18 protein-coding genes are annotated in these 17,102 nt (G+C 47.0%); 16 read left to right on the top strand and 2 right to left on the bottom strand.

Annotated features, from left to right (window positions below):
• The first annotated feature begins 11 nt into the window (after positions 1-11).
• The 3 genes from HMPREF9446_RS04845 (at position 12) to HMPREF9446_RS04835 (ending at position 3,026) form a co-directional block, all read left to right on the top strand.
• Positions 12-1,040: an iron ABC transporter permease gene (locus HMPREF9446_RS04845; protein WP_039968599.1), complete on the top strand. Its 1,029-nt coding sequence runs from the start codon at positions 12-14 to the stop codon at positions 1,038-1,040.
• Positions 1,041-1,178: 138 nt separating this feature from the next.
• Positions 1,179-1,355 (top strand): DUF4250 domain-containing protein, encoded by a 177-nt coding sequence (locus HMPREF9446_RS04840; RefSeq protein ID WP_009124311.1) that lies wholly within the window; start codon positions 1,179-1,181, stop codon positions 1,353-1,355.
• A gap of 72 nt (positions 1,356-1,427) precedes the next feature.
• Positions 1,428-3,026 carry a ClC family H(+)/Cl(-) exchange transporter gene (locus HMPREF9446_RS04835; RefSeq protein ID WP_009124310.1) on the top strand — a complete coding sequence of 533 codons (1,599 nt, stop codon included), beginning with the start codon at positions 1,428-1,430 and terminating at the stop codon, positions 3,024-3,026.
• Here HMPREF9446_RS04835 and HMPREF9446_RS04830 read toward each other — a convergent pair.
• The gene (locus tag HMPREF9446_RS04830) at positions 3,023-4,390 is read right to left on the bottom strand and encodes a TrpB-like pyridoxal phosphate-dependent enzyme (protein WP_009124309.1); all 1,368 of its coding nucleotides are present in this window, start codon (positions 4,388-4,390) and stop codon (positions 3,023-3,025) included. The two genes, HMPREF9446_RS04835 and HMPREF9446_RS04830, sit on opposite strands and share 4 nt — an antisense overlap.
• Before the next feature lie 133 nt (positions 4,391-4,523).
• Between HMPREF9446_RS04830 and HMPREF9446_RS04825 the strand changes: the two genes are divergently transcribed.
• From HMPREF9446_RS04825 to HMPREF9446_RS04770, 13 genes are all read left to right on the top strand, one after another.
• Positions 4,524-6,353 carry a TrkH family potassium uptake protein gene (locus HMPREF9446_RS04825; RefSeq protein ID WP_009124308.1) on the top strand — a complete coding sequence of 610 codons (1,830 nt, stop codon included), beginning with the start codon at positions 4,524-4,526 and terminating at the stop codon, positions 6,351-6,353.
• Positions 6,354-6,359: 6 nt separating this feature from the next.
• On the top strand, positions 6,360-7,046 hold the full coding sequence (locus HMPREF9446_RS04820) for a potassium channel family protein (RefSeq protein WP_009124307.1): 687 nt from the start codon (positions 6,360-6,362) through the stop codon (positions 7,044-7,046).
• A gap of 430 nt (positions 7,047-7,476) precedes the next feature.
• The gene (locus HMPREF9446_RS04815; RefSeq protein WP_039968597.1) at positions 7,477-8,097 is read left to right on the top strand and encodes an HU family DNA-binding protein; all 621 of its coding nucleotides are present in this window, start codon (positions 7,477-7,479) and stop codon (positions 8,095-8,097) included.
• Between the two features lie 84 nt (positions 8,098-8,181).
• A complete protein-coding gene (locus HMPREF9446_RS04810; protein WP_009124304.1) occupies positions 8,182-9,060 on the top strand; it encodes a formylglycine-generating enzyme family protein in 879 nt (292 codons plus the stop codon).
• Positions 9,061-9,077: 17 nt separating this feature from the next.
• Entirely contained in the window at positions 9,078-10,238 is a 1,161-nt protein-coding gene (locus tag HMPREF9446_RS04805) for a 6-bladed beta-propeller (protein WP_009124303.1), read from the top strand.
• A 292-nt stretch (positions 10,239-10,530) separates the two neighbouring features.
• Positions 10,531-11,001, top strand: a complete 471-nt coding sequence (locus HMPREF9446_RS04800) for an HU family DNA-binding protein (protein WP_009124301.1) — start codon at positions 10,531-10,533, stop codon at positions 10,999-11,001.
• 122 nt (positions 11,002-11,123) lie between these two features.
• Positions 11,124-11,351, top strand: coding sequence for a DUF4248 domain-containing protein (locus HMPREF9446_RS18155; RefSeq protein ID WP_009124300.1), 228 nt, complete (start codon positions 11,124-11,126; stop codon positions 11,349-11,351).
• Positions 11,352-11,488: 137 nt separating this feature from the next.
• Positions 11,489-11,956 carry a DUF4890 domain-containing protein gene (locus tag HMPREF9446_RS04795; protein ID WP_039968577.1) on the top strand — a complete coding sequence of 156 codons (468 nt, stop codon included), beginning with the start codon at positions 11,489-11,491 and terminating at the stop codon, positions 11,954-11,956.
• 160 nt (positions 11,957-12,116) lie between these two features.
• Positions 12,117-12,662: a DUF4738 domain-containing protein gene (locus HMPREF9446_RS04790; RefSeq protein ID WP_039968596.1), complete on the top strand. Its 546-nt coding sequence runs from the start codon at positions 12,117-12,119 to the stop codon at positions 12,660-12,662.
• Between the two features lie 60 nt (positions 12,663-12,722).
• Positions 12,723-13,400 (top strand): response regulator transcription factor, encoded by a 678-nt coding sequence (locus HMPREF9446_RS04785; protein ID WP_009124297.1) that lies wholly within the window; start codon positions 12,723-12,725, stop codon positions 13,398-13,400.
• The gene (locus HMPREF9446_RS04780; protein WP_009124296.1) at positions 13,397-14,686 is read left to right on the top strand and encodes a sensor histidine kinase; all 1,290 of its coding nucleotides are present in this window, start codon (positions 13,397-13,399) and stop codon (positions 14,684-14,686) included. Before HMPREF9446_RS04785 ends, HMPREF9446_RS04780 begins: the two co-directional genes overlap by 4 nt.
• A 96-nt stretch (positions 14,687-14,782) precedes the next feature.
• Positions 14,783-15,223 carry a PepSY-like domain-containing protein gene (locus HMPREF9446_RS04775; RefSeq protein WP_039968594.1) on the top strand — a complete coding sequence of 147 codons (441 nt, stop codon included), beginning with the start codon at positions 14,783-14,785 and terminating at the stop codon, positions 15,221-15,223.
• Positions 15,224-15,270: 47 nt separating this feature from the next.
• Positions 15,271-15,768 (top strand): PepSY-like domain-containing protein, encoded by a 498-nt coding sequence (locus HMPREF9446_RS04770; protein WP_009124294.1) that lies wholly within the window; start codon positions 15,271-15,273, stop codon positions 15,766-15,768.
• 109 nt (positions 15,769-15,877) lie between these two features.
• On the opposite strand, the gene HMPREF9446_RS04765 is transcribed toward HMPREF9446_RS04770, so the two are convergent.
• On the bottom strand, positions 15,878-17,089 hold the full coding sequence (locus HMPREF9446_RS04765; protein WP_039968575.1) for an L-serine ammonia-lyase: 1,212 nt from the start codon (positions 17,087-17,089) through the stop codon (positions 15,878-15,880).
• Between the last annotated feature and the right edge of the window lie 13 nt (positions 17,090-17,102).

Genomic DNA, 17,102 nt, shown 5'->3' with positions numbered 1-17,102 from the left:
TTTTATTGAACGTGTGTAAAGGCTGGAAATATGGCATGGGCTTAGGAGCGGTAATCTTGTTGCTCTTCATGGCAAATTTGTTGGTGGGGTCGGTTGCGATTCCGCCGGCAGATGTCTTTGATATTCTTTTGGGAGGAGAAGGAGGAAAGTCCAGTTGGAATTTTATTATTTGGGAATCCCGGTTTCCACAGGCATTGACTGCTCTGCTTTGTGGCGGAGCATTGGCGGTTTGCGGCTTGATGTTGCAGACGGCATTCAAGAACCCGTTGGCGGGGCCGTCCATTCTGGGCATAAATTCCGGGGCAAGCCTGGGAGTGGCTTTCGTTATGTTGCTGTTTGGAGGTAGCATTACGGCAGGCACTTTCAGTCTGTCCGGTTTCTTCTCCATATTGGCAGGCGCTTTTATTGGAGCCATGCTGATAATGACACTCATTCTTTTCTTTTCCACATTGATAAAAAGTAATGTCATGTTGCTGATAACAGGCATTATGATTGGATATATAGCCTCTTCCGCCATTGCGTTGCTCAATTTCTTTGCTACTGCCGAAGGGGTGCAGTCTTATATGATTTGGGGAATGGGTAACTTTGGAGGTGTTTCCTTGCAGCAGATGCCCGCTTTTGCAGTAGTTACCATCATAGGACTTTTCGGCTCTCTGCTGTTGATAAAGCCTTTGAATGCTTTGTTGTTGGGCGAACGTTATGCCGAGAACTTAGGGGTGAACATCCGTCGTGTGCGTAATTGGCTTTTGGTGATAACAGGACTGCTGACAGCCATTACAACAGCGTTTTGCGGCCCGGTAGCTTTTATCGGCTTGGCTGTACCGCATGTAGCGCGGATGATTTTGGGGACATCCAATCATAACTCTTTGTTGCCGGTGACCATACTGAGCGGCGGTGCGGTGGCATTGCTGTGCAATTTAATCTGTGTTTTGCCGGGCGAGGCAGGCATCATCCCTCTGAATGCAGTTACACCTGTTATTGGGGCGCCGGTCATTATTTATGTGATCTTGAGTCAGAGAAAACCGCAGCATTTCAATTAATGGTCGAAGATAGAACAGATTTTTAATGCAAACGATGCCGGATGTGATTTAGTTTAATTTAGTGTAGTCCGGTTCAATATTTCATTTTTTATAGTAATTTTGCGCCGGTATTAGTTTTAATTTAAAAAGGCTGTAACTATGAAATTACCTGAAGATCCGGTGATGCTGTATAGCTTCATCAATATGAAACTGCGTGATTTTTATCCTTCTTTGGATGCCCTTTGCGAGGATATGGATGTAGAAAAGGAAGACATTGTACGAAAACTGAAAACAGTGGGATTTGAGTATAATCCGGCTAAAAACAGATTTTGGTAAATTAATGTTTCTACATAAAACAACTCCCGTTGCTTGTTGTTGTAAAGCGCAAGTAACGGGAGTTGTTTTTTTATGGAAGTACGGGATAAGGCAAAAAGGATTTGGACGAGGATAAAGAATTGGAAGACAGTCCGTGACTGGCACATCTGGAAGCTGAAGCTGGTGGATGCGAGGTTATATTTTGTCAGTATGATCGTAGGGCTGTTGACGGGGCTGGTCGCTGTGCCTTATCACTACCTGCTATATTATCTGTTGCACGTCCGTGGTGAATTTTATGCTTCCCGTCCGGCGTGGTACTGGCATGTTCCGTTATTCCTGTTGTTTTGGGGGATACTGGTTTTTGTGTCATGGATGGTTAAAAAGATGCCTCTTATCGGTGGTGGCGGAATTCCCCAGACACGTGGCGTCATCAATGGGCGCATCACTTACAGGCATCCTTTTCTGGAACTGGCATCCAAGTTCACCGGAGGTATTCTTGCCGTTTCGGCGGGACTTTCGTTGGGGCGTGAGGGGCCTTCCGTGCAGATAGGTTCGTATGTGGGCAACTTGGTTTCCCGGTGGACGCATGTCCTGCAGGGCGAACGGAAGCAATTGCTGGCAGCAGGGGCGGGAGCAGGGATTGCGGCCGCTTTTTCCGCGCCTTTGGCATCCTCGCTTATCGTCATCGAGTCTATCGAACGCTTTGATGCCCCCAAAACAGCCATTACTACTTTGTTGGCGGGCGTGGTGGCGGGTGCTGTGGCAAGTCTGGTCTTTACAGTCAATCCCTATCATCTGATACAGGTTGCCGAACCTGCCTTCGCCTTTTTCATCCAGATGAAATATTTTCTGATTCTGGCAGTCATCATTTCCGTCTGCGGAAAGATTTATTCGTCCATCATGATTGCCTTTAAGCGGGCTTATGCCCAAGCAGATACTCCCGGACACGTCAAGTTGTTTTATCTGATGCTGGTGGCCTATACCATCACGCTGATGCAGGTGAATCTGACGGGAGGCGGTGAGCAGTTTCTTTTGGGGCAGGCTCGGGGTGGCAGCACGGACGTGGCTTGGGTGGCGGCCGTCATGCTTCTTCATTTCGGCTTTTCGGTATTTTCGGAGTCATCGGGATTGCCGGGCGGAAATTTCATCCCTACTTTGGTCACGGGAGGCTTGCTGGGACAGGTCGTGGGTTTGCTTGGAGTGCGTTATGGCATTATCCAACACGAAAATGTAAGTTATGTGATGTTGATTTCCATGTCGGCCTTCTTAGTGGCCATTGAGCGTACACCACTCACTGCCATCGTGCTGATTACTGAGATTACGGGGCATTTTGAAGTTTTCTATCCTTCGGTGGTGGTAGGCGGACTGACGTACTATTTTACGGAACTTCTTCAGATGAAGCCGTTCAACGTCATTTTGTATGAAGACATGATACATGCTTCCGGCTTTGAGGAGGAAAAGCGCTATACGCTTTCGGTGGAGATTATGACCGATTCGTATCTGGACGGCAAACTGGTTGACGAATTATTGTTGCCGGAACGTTGCCTGATAATCAATGTGCAAAGGGATGGAAAGAATCTGGTCCCCCAAGGAACACGTTTGATTCCGGGAGACCAGGTACAGATTGAAATGGATTCGCAAGATATAGAGAAGCTCTACGAGCCGCTTGTCAGCATGGCCAACATCTATTAGGCCAGGCTGCCGATTTCGTCTAAATTCTTTTGGATGTCGTCGTCGGTCAGTTCATAGTTCACCAAGTCACCGGAGAGGTACTTGTCGTAAGATGCCATGTCGATCAGTCCGTGGCCGGAGAGATTGAACAGGATAACCTTTTCCTCACCCGTTTCCTTGCATTTGTTTGCTTCGCGTACGGCGGCTGCAATGGCGTGGCATGATTCCGGTGCGGGAATGATGCCTTCGGCCCGTGCGAACAGGACTCCTGCGTCAAAAGATTCCAGCTGTTTGATGTCCATGGCTTCCATCAACCCGTCCTTCAGCAGTTGTGAAACAATGACGCCGGCACCGTGATAGCGCAGTCCGCCCGCATGAATATTGGCGGGAGCGAAGTTATGCCCCAGTGTGAACATGGGAAGCAAGGGAGTGTAACCGGCCTCGTCACCAAAGTCATACTGGAACTTGCCGCGTGTCAGTTTGGGGCAGGAGGCGGGTTCGGCTGCCACGAAACGGGTTTTCTTCCCTTCAAGGATATTGTGGCGCATGAACGGGAAAGAGATACCGCCAAAGTTGGAACCTCCACCGAAGCAGCCTATCACGACATCGGGGTATTCGCCTGCCATAGCCATCTGCTTTTCCGCTTCCAGGCCTATGACGGTCTGGTGCAAAGTGACGTGGCTCAACACGGAGCCGAGGGTATATTTACAGTTCGGTGTGTTCTGCGCCAGTTCGATTGCTTCGGAAATGGCCGTGCCGAGCGAACCCTGGTGGTTGGGATGTGCCGTGAGGATATCTTTTCCGGCACGGGTGGACATGGAAGGGGAGGGAGTGACCTGCGCACCGAATGTCTGCATCACACTGCGGCGGTAGGGCTTCTGCTCATAGCTGATTTTCACCTGGTAAACGGCAGCCTCCAGCCCGAAAAGACGTGCGGCGTATGCAAGTGAAGCTCCCCATTGTCCGGCACCGGTTTCGGTGGTCACGTTGGTAACCCCTTCTTTCTTGCAATAATAAGCCTGCGGAATGGCTGAATTCAGCTTATGCGATCCCATCGGACTGACGCTTTCGTTCTTGAAGTAGATATGCGCCGGTGTGCCGAGCGCTTTTTCCAGTCCGTAAGCGCGCACCAAAGGAGTGCTGCGGTAGTATTTGTACATTTCTCGTACTTCCTCGGGTATTTCAATCCAGGCATCTGTCTGGTTTAATTCCTGCCGGCAGAGTTCCTCGGCAAAGATGGGATATAAATCTTCTGCTTTCAGCGGTTGCTTGGTGCCGGGGTGGAGCGGCGGCATGGGCTTGTTCACCATATCGGCCTGTATGTTGTACCAGTAATGCGGAATTTCCTCTTCAGGGAGGATAAATCTTTTTGTCTTGTTGCTCATAGTGGTTAAAAAAATTAATGATTCAATGCCCAAATGTAGCCATAATTTTTAAACCAATTTCTTTTTGCAGTTGTTTTTTGTACATGAAAGCATTTTTGGGTAAGTTTGCCGCGTCTCGTTAATTGATGTTTTTATGAAGATTTATCATAAATTCCTGCTCTATCAAAATAAATGGATTCATCCCTACGTCAGGATGATATTGGGGATCATGACTTCCCTTACTTATCTGGCTTCCCTCCTTTTGATTGTGGGGGTGGTTTACGAACATGGATTTACTATCTCGGCGGAGGAACTCCGGCAACTCCACCTGCTTTATCGCGGGGTCTGGACGGTATTCATGGCAGATGTGACGTTGCGTATCCTGCTTGAATATAAAGATACCCGCCGCACCTTCAGCAAACTGACCTGGATATTGACCGTATTGCTTTATCTTACGCTGGTGCCGGTCATTTTCCATCGTCCGGAAGAAGAAGGGGCTATCCTGCAGTTTTGGGATTTCCTGCACGGCAAGACTTACCAGGTGGTTCTATTGCTGTTATTCTCTTTTCTGAATATATCAAACGGACTGGTGAGGCTGTTGGGGCGGCGCACGAATCCTTCACTCATCCTGGCTGTCAGCTTCCTGATCATCATACTTGTCGGTACGGGGCTGCTGATGCTTCCGCGCTGCACCGTGAACGGAATCTCTTGGGTGGATTCCTTGTTTATATCTACCAGTGCGGTGTGTGTCACAGGGCTGACTTCGGTAGATGTGGCATCTACGTTTACTCCGGCAGGCTTTGTGGTGATTATCCTCCTTATCCAGATAGGAGGTTTGGGAGTGATGACGCTGACCAGTTTTTTTGCGATGTTCTTTATGGGGAACACTTCTTTATACAACCAGCTGGTGGTGCGTGACATGGTCAGTTCCAATTCTCTGAATTCACTGTTGAGCACTTTGGTCTATATTCTTGTTTTCACGTTGGCGATCGAGGGGGCAGGCATGCTTGCCATCTGGAGCGATATTCACGGCACGATGGGTATGGATTTGCAGGAGGAGCTGGCTTTTTCCGCTTTTCATGCCATTTCGGCATTCTGTAATGCGGGTTTTTCCACGCTGCCCGGCAACTTGGGCAACCCGTTGGTGATGACCGGGCATAATCCGTTCTATATCTATATCTCTTTGCTGATTATTCTGGGCGGTATCGGATTCCCCATCCTGGTGAATTTCAAGGATATTGCCGTCTATCATCTGCGCCGCGTATGGAATTTTCTCCGTACGTGGAACTGGGACGGACGCCGTTTTTATCATCTGTACGATTTGAATACCCGTATTGTCCTGATTGTCACTTTCCTGCTTTTATTGTTCGGTACGGCAGGGATTGCCCTGTTTGAATGGAACGCCTCCTTTGCGGGAATGTCGGTTGCCGACAAGTGGACACAGGCTTTCTTCAATGCGGCATGTCCCCGTACGGCCGGCTTTTCCAGTGTGGATCTGGCAGGTTTAGGTGTGCAGACATTGCTGGTCTATCTCTTCCTGATGTGGGTGGGCGGTGGTTCCCAATCCACGGCGGGCGGTATCAAGGTCAATGCCTTTGCTGTGGTCGTGTTGAACCTGGTGGCTGTGTTGCGGGGTACGGACCGTGTGGAGGTATTCGGCCGTGAGTTGTCGTACGATTCTATCCGCCGTTCCAATGCCACGGTGGTGATGTCGTTCGGAACCTTGTTCCTGTTTGTTTTTGTCATCAGTATCTTGGAGCCGGGAGTTTCACTGATGGCAATCACCTTCGAGTGTGTTTCGGCACTGAGTACGGTAGGGTCCAGCCTGAATCTTACCCCTTCACTGGGCAGTGACAGCAAGCTGCTGGTTGCCTTGCTGATGTTCATAGGCCGTGTAGGGTTGATAACGTTGATGCTTGGCATAATCAAGCAGAAGAAACATACGAAATACCAGTATCCGAGTGGGCAGATTATAATCAATTAAAAAAACATGAAGTATATTATTATCGGTTTAGGAAATTACGGTCATGTGCTTGCAGAAGAGCTTTCTGCTTTGGGGCACGAAGTGATAGGGGCGGATATCAGCCCGGCGCGTGTAGATAGTCTGAAGGATAAGATAGCTACCGCTTTTGTCATTAATGCGACGGATGAGCATGCGTTGGCCATTCTTCCTTTGAATACGGTAGACGTGGTGATTGTTGCCATCGGCGAGAATTTCGGCGCATCCATCCGTGTGGTTGCCTTGCTGAAGCAGTATAAGGTGAAGCACATCTACGCCCGTGCCATTGATGCGGTTCACCGTTCCGTGCTCGAGGCATTCGAACTGGAGCGCATTCTTACCCCGGAGGAGGATGCGGCACGTGGTCTGGTCCGCCGGCTGGAGTTCGGGGCCGATATGGAAACTTTCCGCATTGCTCCGGATTATTATGTCGTCAAGTTCACGGTTCCTGAAAAATTTGTGGGTTATTATGTCAACGAATTGAATCTGGATAAGGAGTTCGGACTGAAAATGCTTGCCTTGAAGCGTGCCGAAGTGCTGAAGAATTGCCTTGGCATCTCCTTTACAGAGCACAATGTCGTCAATGAGTTTACGGAGAACGACCAGATACAGGCAGGTGACCAGTTAGTGTGCTACGGACGCTACCGGGACTTCCGGAAGTTCTGGAAGGCGCTGTAAGAGGGAATGGATGTTTTTGTAGGGATGGAGTTTCAGCCATCCCTTGAGGTATATTCTTTTCATTACTTTAAAGTATATCGAGCCCGTATTTATAGCATAGCTGCAATTTTTCTGATATTGGCCAGTCTTTCCAAAAACGATTTATCGGCTTTGGCTATTAAATATGGGGATTCTTTTTTTTGTTCACAAAATAGTGAATAAAAAAGAATGTTTTCTTGCTTTCCCTCCCTTGGATGAGTATCTTTGTATCCTAAGATTAAATCGTTCCATCGTGTGAGAAAAATCGTTCCACCATGGTGGAACGATTTTTCTTCCGTGGTGGAATGATATTTTCTCCATGGTGGAATGATTAAAGAATAGCATTTCTTCTCCTTAATGCCGGGGAAGAAGAAAAAACGGAATGGCAGAACCCTTTAAAGACAGAATATATATGAGTGCGTATTACGACCTTTTTGAGAAACCCGACGTCCGCCAGACCGGAGAGCAACAATCCCTTTATGCCCGTTTTGTACCCAAGGGCACCATTGACCGCAAGGAATTTATCGAGCGTGTGCATCTTTTCACCGGCCTCAGCCGCAGCCTGCTGGAAGGAGCGATGGCAGGCTTTATGGACGAGTTGCGCGACTGCCTGGCCAATGGCTGGACGGTAGAGCTTGGCGAACTGGGTTACTTCACCCCCTCTTTGAGTTGCACCCGCCAGGCTACGGACAAGAAAGAGCTTCGTGCCGCTTCCATTGCTTTGCGTGGTTTAAATTTCCGTCTGGGCAGGGAGTTCTATAAAGATTTGAAAGGAAAGATGCAGTTGGAGCGCTGTCCGCGATCGGCATCGGCGCCTGCTTCATCTGCCGATGAGGCGTTGGGTGTGGAGCAGCGGTGGCAGTTGCTGGATGAGTATTTGCAGCAGTATCCCTGCATCAATCGTGCCCAGTATGCACGGCTGGCAGGGCGCAGCTATAAGCAGGCTGTTGTCGATTTGAACCGCTTTATAGAGGCAGGAATGCTGATGAGGCATGGGATGGGGCCGAGTGTGGTGTATGCAAGGCGAAAGTAAAATTTTCCTAACATGATTTTGAAATATTCTTTTTGTATATCAGAGAAAAAAGGTATATTTGAACCGTAAAAATAGTAAAAATGTATGCACGAAAATATTTCAAATACCAACCGAATAAACAGTCTGATACTTCTTTTTGTGCTGAGTTGTGCAATGGCATGTACCCCCGACAAATCCGAACAAGAACCAAATCTGACCAAAACTTTTACTGTAAACGGTGAAAACTTTGAAATGGTTCTGGTGGAAGGCGGAACCTTCATGATGGGAGGCACAAAGGAGCAGGGAAAGGATTGCGAAGAGAATGAAAAAACGGTACATGAAGAGAAAGTGGATTCTTTCTATATAGGAAAGTATGAAGTGACTCAAAGATTGTGGAATGCCGTAATCGGTAGCGAACACAACCCTTCCTTTAATACCGGATGCGATGATTGTCCGGTGGAAGGTGTAAGTTGGAACGATGCACAGGTATTTGTCACCAAATTGAGTATCCTCACGAAACTGCCTTTCCGTCTGCCCACCGAAACGGAATGGGAATATGCCGCCCGTGGCGGCAAGCGGAGCAAGGGATATAAATACAGTGGCAGCCATGACATAGACAAGGTTGCCTGGTATGTTGACAATTATCAGAAAAAAAAATCAGGAGACAAGGGTACTACACATCCGGTGGGCATGAAGCAGCCCAATGAATTGGGGCTGTACGACATGAGCGGAAATGTGTGGGAATGGTGTGAAGATTTATATACCAAGGAGTACCAGCAGAATGGCAAGTCCGTCCATTCGGGATGGCCGTTTAAGGGGACGCACCTTTATTTCCGCCGTGTGCTGCGTGGCGGAAGCTGGGGAGGAACGGCCAAAGGATGCCGTGTGTCCTACGTTGATTACGATATGGGGAGTTACAGTGATGAATATGGCGGTTTCCGCATAGTTCTTGGACTCATTCCCGTACAAAAGCTTGAAAATTAATAATGTAATTCTATATTATGAAAAAAAGAAAGACTATCGGAGTGCTTGCTCTGTCTCTTATGTTAGGGACAGGGATGACAGGATGCAAGTCCTCTGGAACAACCGACACGCTGGTAACCATTGACGTAAAAGCCGATTATCCGGAAAAAGAAATGATTCTTCAAGACTTTATGGATGTGGAATATATCCCGTTGGAGACGAATGAAGAGTTTATCACCCAAGGAAGCGTGATGGCAATCGGGAATGAATTCATCATAGTGAAAAACCATATTAACGATGGTAATATCTATATCTTTGATAGGAAAACAGGCAAGGGCCTGCGAAAGATAAACCGGATGGGGCAAGGTGCCGAAGAATATGCTTTCATCAACGGTATTGTCTTGGATGAAGACCGCGACGAAATGTTCGTCAACAGCATCTCGATGAAAAAAATATTTGTATATGACCTGCAAGGCAACTTCAAGCGAAGCTTCAACCATACGGAAGGTGCGGAATATATGGAGGTGTACAATTACGACAAAGACAATCTGATTCGCTACGACATGTCCGTATATTATAAGGAAGGTGAAAAAAGAGGGGATCAATCGTATCATGCACTCATTTCGAAAAAAGACGGAAGCGTCACCCGTAACATTCCGATTCCTTTTGACGTTGTCAAAGCCCCTTTCATACAAAATGGGGATGCGGTAGCCGTTGCATCGGTACGTTCGATAACTCCATGCCGGGATAGCTGGTTCCTTACAGAGACTTCTTCCGACACGGTGTATCGCTATGCGCCGGATAATAGCGAACCGATTCCATTCCTTGCCAAAAGGCCTACGGTAGATCCTGAAATGTTTCTCAGCATGGGAGTTGTGACCGACCGTTATTATTTTATGCAGGCCATAGAGAAAAAGTTTAATTTTGAAAAAAGAAGGGGATTTGCTTCTATAGGCTTGATGTATGACAAGCAGGAAAATGCCGTTTTCAACCCCGTAGTTCTTAATGCAGACAACAGCAAGAACGTGGATTTGTTTTCGAGAGCAGGAGACGGCGAAGTAGCCACGTTCCAGAACTTATCGGCTGACCGGCTTCTGGATGCTTATCAGAATGGTGAGTTAAAAGGCCGTTTGAAAGAAATCGCAGCCGGACTGAATGAAGAATCCAATCCGGTAATCATGGTGATAAAGTATAGATAAACCTTAGGAGGCTGTAATTTGAATTGTGTCATATAAATCATCAACTTTGACGGCACGGCTCAAATTGCAGTCTCGATTATTTTCAACTATTTTTTTACTTCCTGTCTATCAGTTCTTTTCTTTTCCTCCAATATCCTTTTTTATCCTGCGAAAATCCTCTTAATCTACCGTTAAAGCACACCCCCGGTTCGCCCTCATTATATCTTTGCATCGTGATCACAAACAAACAGGTTTTGCTGGCTGACGAGTGAACAAGACCGATTTTTATTAATCATTTAAAATTAAAAAAATTATGGCTTTAAATTACGAAGTAAAGAAGAGAGCGTTCGGTTTTGACAAGACAAAAACAGAAAAGTATGTTGCCCAGATGAAAACCTTGGGAGTGGTAGGGTTTAAAGATTTATGTGATGAGGTTTCTAAAATAGGCATGGCTCCCCGAGGGGTGGTGAAATTGGTGCTGGATGGCCTGATTGATACATTGAATATGGATCTCAACAAAGGATTCTCTGTACAGTTGGGGGAATTTGGCTGTTTTCGTCCGGGCATTAATGCCAAGAGTCAGGAAAAACTGGAGGAAGTGACGGCCAGTACCATTTATCGCCGGAAGATTATCTTTACTCCGGGAGTTTATTTCAAGGATATGTTGACCCGTGCCAGTGTTGAGAAATTGAATTTTACGGGTTCCGTTTCCGGAGAGGGCTCCAATTCTGACGGTGGAGGTTCCGGTTCGGATGGAGATGAAAATGAAAACCCATTAGGATAAACCTGTAGAAATAAGGAGAATATGAATTGTTTTCAGAAAAGGTTCATATTCTCCTTGAATTACTTGACTTCGCCTTCAGAATGTAGTATCTTTACATCAACAAATTAAAAATAAAACCAACTATGAAAACAAAAAATGGCTTTCGAATCACTACTTATAAGAAGAAAGAGCTGGCTTGCCTGTATTGCCCCGACTCGACCGCACGATGCGCCATCCGTACGCTTACCCGATGGATAAAAAGAAACACGGAACTATATAGAGCTTTGGTGAATACGGGATATAATGTCAGGACAAGAACCTTTATGCCGAAGCAAGTAAGTCTTATCGTTCAATATCTGGACGAACCTTAATAAAGTTTTCAAACTCATTTTTTTATGTTAAAAGCGGAAAGTTGCCATTAAACTTTCCGCTTTTATTTTTGTCCTATAATCGTTGCAACACAATAGGTATAATTATATAAAGTATTAATTAAAAAAGGAATATGATAATGAAAAAGATAGTTTTGATGTTGGTGGCAGCCTTCTTTATGGGAGGTGCGGTAATGGCGCAGCATGCTCGCCGTGGTGATAAGATGCCCGATCCGAAAGTTCGTGCCGAACGCATGACGGAACGGATGGCAAAGGAATACTCCCTGGATGATAACCAGAAGAAACAGTTGCTGGAAGCCAATCTGGCATTTGTGGAGAAGATGGGGAACCGGCCGGGCAAGCATCACCGGAAAGAGAACAGAGTGGCTAAAAAAGAGGGGAAAAGACCTCAGCTGACTGATGAGCAACGGGCTGAAAGAAAGGCTGAAATAGAAAAGAGACATGAAGAAATGAAAGCGGCCCGTACTGATTATGATGCACAGCTTCAGAAGATTATGACCAAAGAGCAGTATGCCGCCTACAGCAAGAAGATGCAAGAGAGAAAAACTAAAATGGAATCTAAGAGAAAAGAGGCCGTAAAGGCTTGAGTTTTCAGTGTGTTAGTATAAAAAGAGACTGATGGGAACATGGTAAAAGAGAAGGATTACCATGTTTCCGGTTCAGTCTCTTTATTGTTTTCAGCCTTTTCCTTGTGTTTTTGCCGCTCTTTTTGTTTCTTTGCGCTACTCAACTTACAAAAACGAAATGATGAAGAATATAGTCTATATGTTGGCATGTGTGTCGGTTCTCTTTCTTTCCGCCTGTTCGTCGAAGAGTAAAGACGGAAGTGATATGCAGGTATTGATGCAGGACAGTACAGAGGTTGCCGGTCCGCAACGTATGCAGGTATCTGATGTGAAAACTACTTTTACATATAAAGGGAAAGAGTACAGGTCATCCGTTGTGCGTCAGCCGGATGAAAGTCTTCCGGTCGTGACAGACGAACAGGGAGGGAAATTCATAGACAACCGTATTACGCTGCGTATAATGAGTGGTGGCAAACAGGTGGTGGACAAGGTGTTCACGAAGGAAAGTTTCGCCTCTCTGGTTGACGCCCGATTTATGAAATACGCCATTCTTGAAGGGTTGGTTTTTGACCAGACAACCCCCGGGGGAATGATTTATGCGGCCAGTGTGTGTTATCCGCAGTCGGATCTTTATGTTCCCATCCGGCTGACTATCACTGCCGACGGCAATATTTCCATGGCAAAAGAAGAGTTGATGGAAGATTATCAGCCTGACTCCATCCGTTGATGTTTTATTTATTTTTTCCTTTCCAGATTGTTTCCAGTTTTATGAACCATCTTTGCCGCTATGAAAATCCTGATTGTAGAAGATGAGCAAGGTTTACGGGAGACTATCCGTACTTCGCTGCTGAAAGAAAAGTTTGTCGTAGAAACCGCAGCTGACTATTTTGCGGCGTTGGACAAGATAAATGACTACGATTACGACTGCATCCTGCTGGATATCATGCTGCCCGGCGGGAGTGGTCTGGACCTGTTGCGTGAGTTGAAACGGCTTCACCGGAGTGATAGCGTGCTTATCATCTCTGCCAAAGACTCTTTGGATGACAAGGTGGACGGGCTGGAGTTGGGAGCCGATGACTACTTGACCAAACCATTCCACTTGGCGGAACTGAATGCCCGTGTAAAATCGTTGATACGCCGCCGGCAAACCCAGGGGGATGTATCTGTTACTATTGGAAACCTGCTGCTGTATCCTGATAAACGGCAGGCGGAGGTGAACGGTGCGCCTTTGCAGCTGAACCGCAAGGAATTTGATCTGCTGTACTATTTTGTGGTGAATCCTGACCGGGTAATCAATAAGATGAGCCTTGCCGAGTCTGTATGGGGAGATAACATCGACCAGGCGGATTCGCTGGATTTTATCTATTCACAGGTGAAGAATCTGCGGAAGAAACTGAAACTGGCGGATGCCACGGTAGAACTGAAGGCTGTGTATGGCTTCGGCTACAAACTGTCTGAAGTATGAAACTGCTGCACTATACTTACCGCAAACTTTCATTGTTGCTCTTTCTGCTGATGGCAGTATGGGGCGTGTTGTTTTATTATGCCATTCTTGACGAGGTGGTGGACGAAACGGATGATACCCTTGAGAATTATGCCCGGATATTGATAAAGAACGCTTTGCATGACCCTTCAGTCCTTGATACGGAAGGCACGTTGATGTCTTTCTATAAATTCCGGCCTATTTCAGAAGAGGTGGGCAAACATTATGCGGATGTGTTTTATGATTCCACCGTTTATGTAGAGATGGAAGATGAGGATGAGCCGGTGCGTGTCATGCGGACCGCTTTCCGTATGCCCGGCGGAGAATATTACGAACTGACGTTGATGATTTCCATTCTGGAACGGGATGATATGGTGGAAGCCATGCTGTGGTACTTGGGAGCTTTGTTCCTGCTTTTTCTGATATGTACATCTATCGGCATCAGGCTGGTGTTGAAAGGGGTGTTCCGCCCGTTGCACAAACTCCTGGACTGGCTGCACGGCATCCAGCCGGGCAAGGAGGTACCTCCTTTGGATAATCCGACTGCGATACGTGAATTCCGCCAATTGAGTGAGGCTGCGGTGGATATGGGAAATCGCAGTTATAAAGCGTATGTGGAGCAGAAGCAGTTCATAGAAAATGCATCTCATGAGTTGCAGACACCGCTTGCCATTGCCCGCGGTAAGGTGGAACTGCTGGCCGAGAATGAGGAACTGACGGAACAGCAGATGAAGGAACTGGATGCCATTTATTCTACTCTGGGGCGTGCCGTGAAGCTGAACAAGTCGTTGCTGTTGCTGTCCCGCATTGAAAACGGCCAATATACGGAGATGGAGGATGTATCGGTGGATGAGGTATTGGATGGCCTGTTGCCCGACTTGATGGATATTTATGAGCATAAGCAGGTGCGTCTGGTGCGTAAGCAAGGTGAGGAGCCTTTTATGATTCATTGCAACCATTCGTTGGCCCAGATACTGATTTCCAATCTGGTGAAAAACTCTCTGCTCCACAACCGGGAAGGGGGAGAGTTGCAGATTATTACCACTCCGGCTTCACTGGCCATCAGAAATACCGGTGACACTCCGCTGGATGGTGAGAAACTGTTCCGGCGTTTCTATCATAGCATGGACGGGAAGAAGGATTCTACAGGTTTGGGGCTTGCCATTGCACGTTCCATTGCATGTTCCGTCTCTTTAAGACTGACTTACAGCTGGCAGGACGGTATGCATTGTTTCTATCTTGTTAAAGAAACCAAAAACTATCGTTAACGCCTGTTATTCCCAAATCTTTCCCGTTTCTGTACCGTTATTTGCAGTGTGATTGATATAAGATTTATTTAATGACACTTTAAAACAATAACGATGATGAAGAAATTTTTATCTGTTCTGCTATTGGCTCTTGTAGCCGTACAATTAGCTTTTGCGGGTGATGTAATCACTCAGGATGCAAAACAGTTGCCTTTGACGGCACGCAATTTTATCAACCAGTATTTCAGCAAGCCGCAAATCTCCCATATTAAAATAGAAAGTGAGATTCTGCAGACCAAGAAGTATGAGGTGATATTGACAGACCGTACCGAGATCGATTTTGACAGCAAGGGAAATTGGATAGAGGTAGATTGCCAGAAATCTGCTGTTCCTGCTGCATTGGTCTCTGTTCCCGTAAAAGACTATGTAAAGAAGAACTTCCCGGGAGAAATCATTACCAAGATTGAACGCGGGCGCAGCGGTGTGGAAGTGGAACTGAGCAATGATTATTCTTTGAAATTCAATAAAAAAGGAAAATTTGTCAGTATGGATGATTGAGCTCATGCCGTCAGTAACTATTTAACCTGAACTTTAAAGACAGAAATATGAAAGTTGGCATTCAAATGTTGGCTGTGATGTTCATTGCCGCACTGGCATTCAGTGCTTGCAGTGACGATGATGACAAGGGTCGTATGACCGTTCCCGAGAATATCTCACAAGCCTTGAAAGAAAAATATGCTGCTGCTACCCACATCGAGTGGAAGCAAAAAGGCGCTTATTATGTAGCCGATTGCAGAATGGACGGCAGGGAGATGGATGTATGGTTCAATGTACAGGCCGAATGGCAATTGACAGAAACGGATATCCTCTGGACCGGACTTCCCGGTACTGTGCAGACTGCTTTCAATAGCAGTGAGTATGCCACTTGGGAACGGGAAGATATTGACCTGCTTGAATCTCCGTTGCAACCACTTCAATATGTTATTGAAGTGGAAAAGGGAAAGATCGAGTACCAGTTGTTCTACTCTGAGGAAGGTAATTTAATGCAGACGAGGGATGTTACGGGAAAAGATGATACGCATTGGCCGGTAACGAATGAATAGGAATCATTGAATCCGTGATAAGATGATAAAGTGGTAGAGAGGCGGTTGGGGGCTGCCGCTTACCACTTTATCATTTTTCTGTCACTGCCTGTTGCCTTCTGAGCAGTTCTTACATCGGTTTATAATCTTTTGCCAACCCTCCTTCGCTGGTTTCCTTATAGAGTGAAGGCAAGTCATTTCCGGTCTCTTTCATTACTTCGACCACTTTATCGAAGGATACGCGGTGCATGCCGTCGGTGAACGACGAGTAGAGGTTGGCATCCAGAGCGCGGGCGGCGGCATAGGCATTACGTTCGATACAGGGAATCTGTACCAGTCCGCATACGGGGTCGCAGGTCATGCCCAAATGATGTTCCAATCCCATTTCCGCTGCATATTCAATTTGGGCAGGGCTGCCTCCGAACAATTGGTTGGCGGCGGCCGAAGCCATGGAGCAAGCTACACCGACTTCTGCCTGGCATCCGGCTTCTGCACCGGAAATAGAAGCATTCTTCTTGACGATATTTCCTACCAATCCGGCTGTGGCGAGGGCGCGGAGAATACGTGTGTCACTGAAGTCGCGGCTTTTTGCCAAATGATAAAGCACGGCCGGCACCACTCCGCATGATCCGCAAGTGGGAGCGGTGACAATGACACCTCCCGAGGCGTTCTCTTCACTTACGGCAAGTGCGTACGAGAATACTAATCCGCGGGACTGAAGCGACTGTTTGTATCCGCTGGCGCGTATATAATAGGTGGAGGCCTTACGGCGCAGGTTCAATGGGCCGGGCAAGACGCCTTCCTGTTCCAGTCCGCGCTTTACGGCAGCCTGCATGGTTTTCCATACTTCCTGCAGGTAATCCCATATATCGTTGTCCTCACGTTCCTTGACATACTCCCAATAGCTTTTTCCGGTACGTTCGCACCACTCCAGAATTTCCGTCATGCGGTTCATTTCATACACGTCCGGAGTATTGATGGAAGTGTCCCCGTCATTTTCTTCCGCCAGGGCACCTCCGCCCACGCTGAACACCGTCCATTGGTCGGTTTCTTTTCCTTCACTGTCCAAGGAAACGAATTTCATGCCGTTAGGGTGGAAAGGGAGGAAAATCTTGGGTTCCCATATGATTTCTACAGGTGCGGCAGGCTGCAGTGTTTCGGTGATGGCTACATTGGTCATGTGACCTTTCCCGGTGGCGGCGAGGCTACCGTACAAGGTTACTTGGAATGCGGCAGCTTCAGGGTGTCGTCCCAAAAAGATTTCAGCGGCTTTTCGTGGCCCCATGGTATGGCTGCTTGACGGCCCTGTGCCAATTCGGTAAAGTTCTTTGATTGATTTCATATAATATATTTAC

Source organism: Bacteroides fluxus YIT 12057 (genome assembly GCF_000195635.1).
GTDB classification, from domain to species: Bacteria; Bacteroidota; Bacteroidia; order Bacteroidales; family Bacteroidaceae; genus Bacteroides; species Bacteroides fluxus.
Note: the sequence above shows the minus strand (reverse complement) of the source record. Positions and strands in the feature narration are given on the sequence as shown.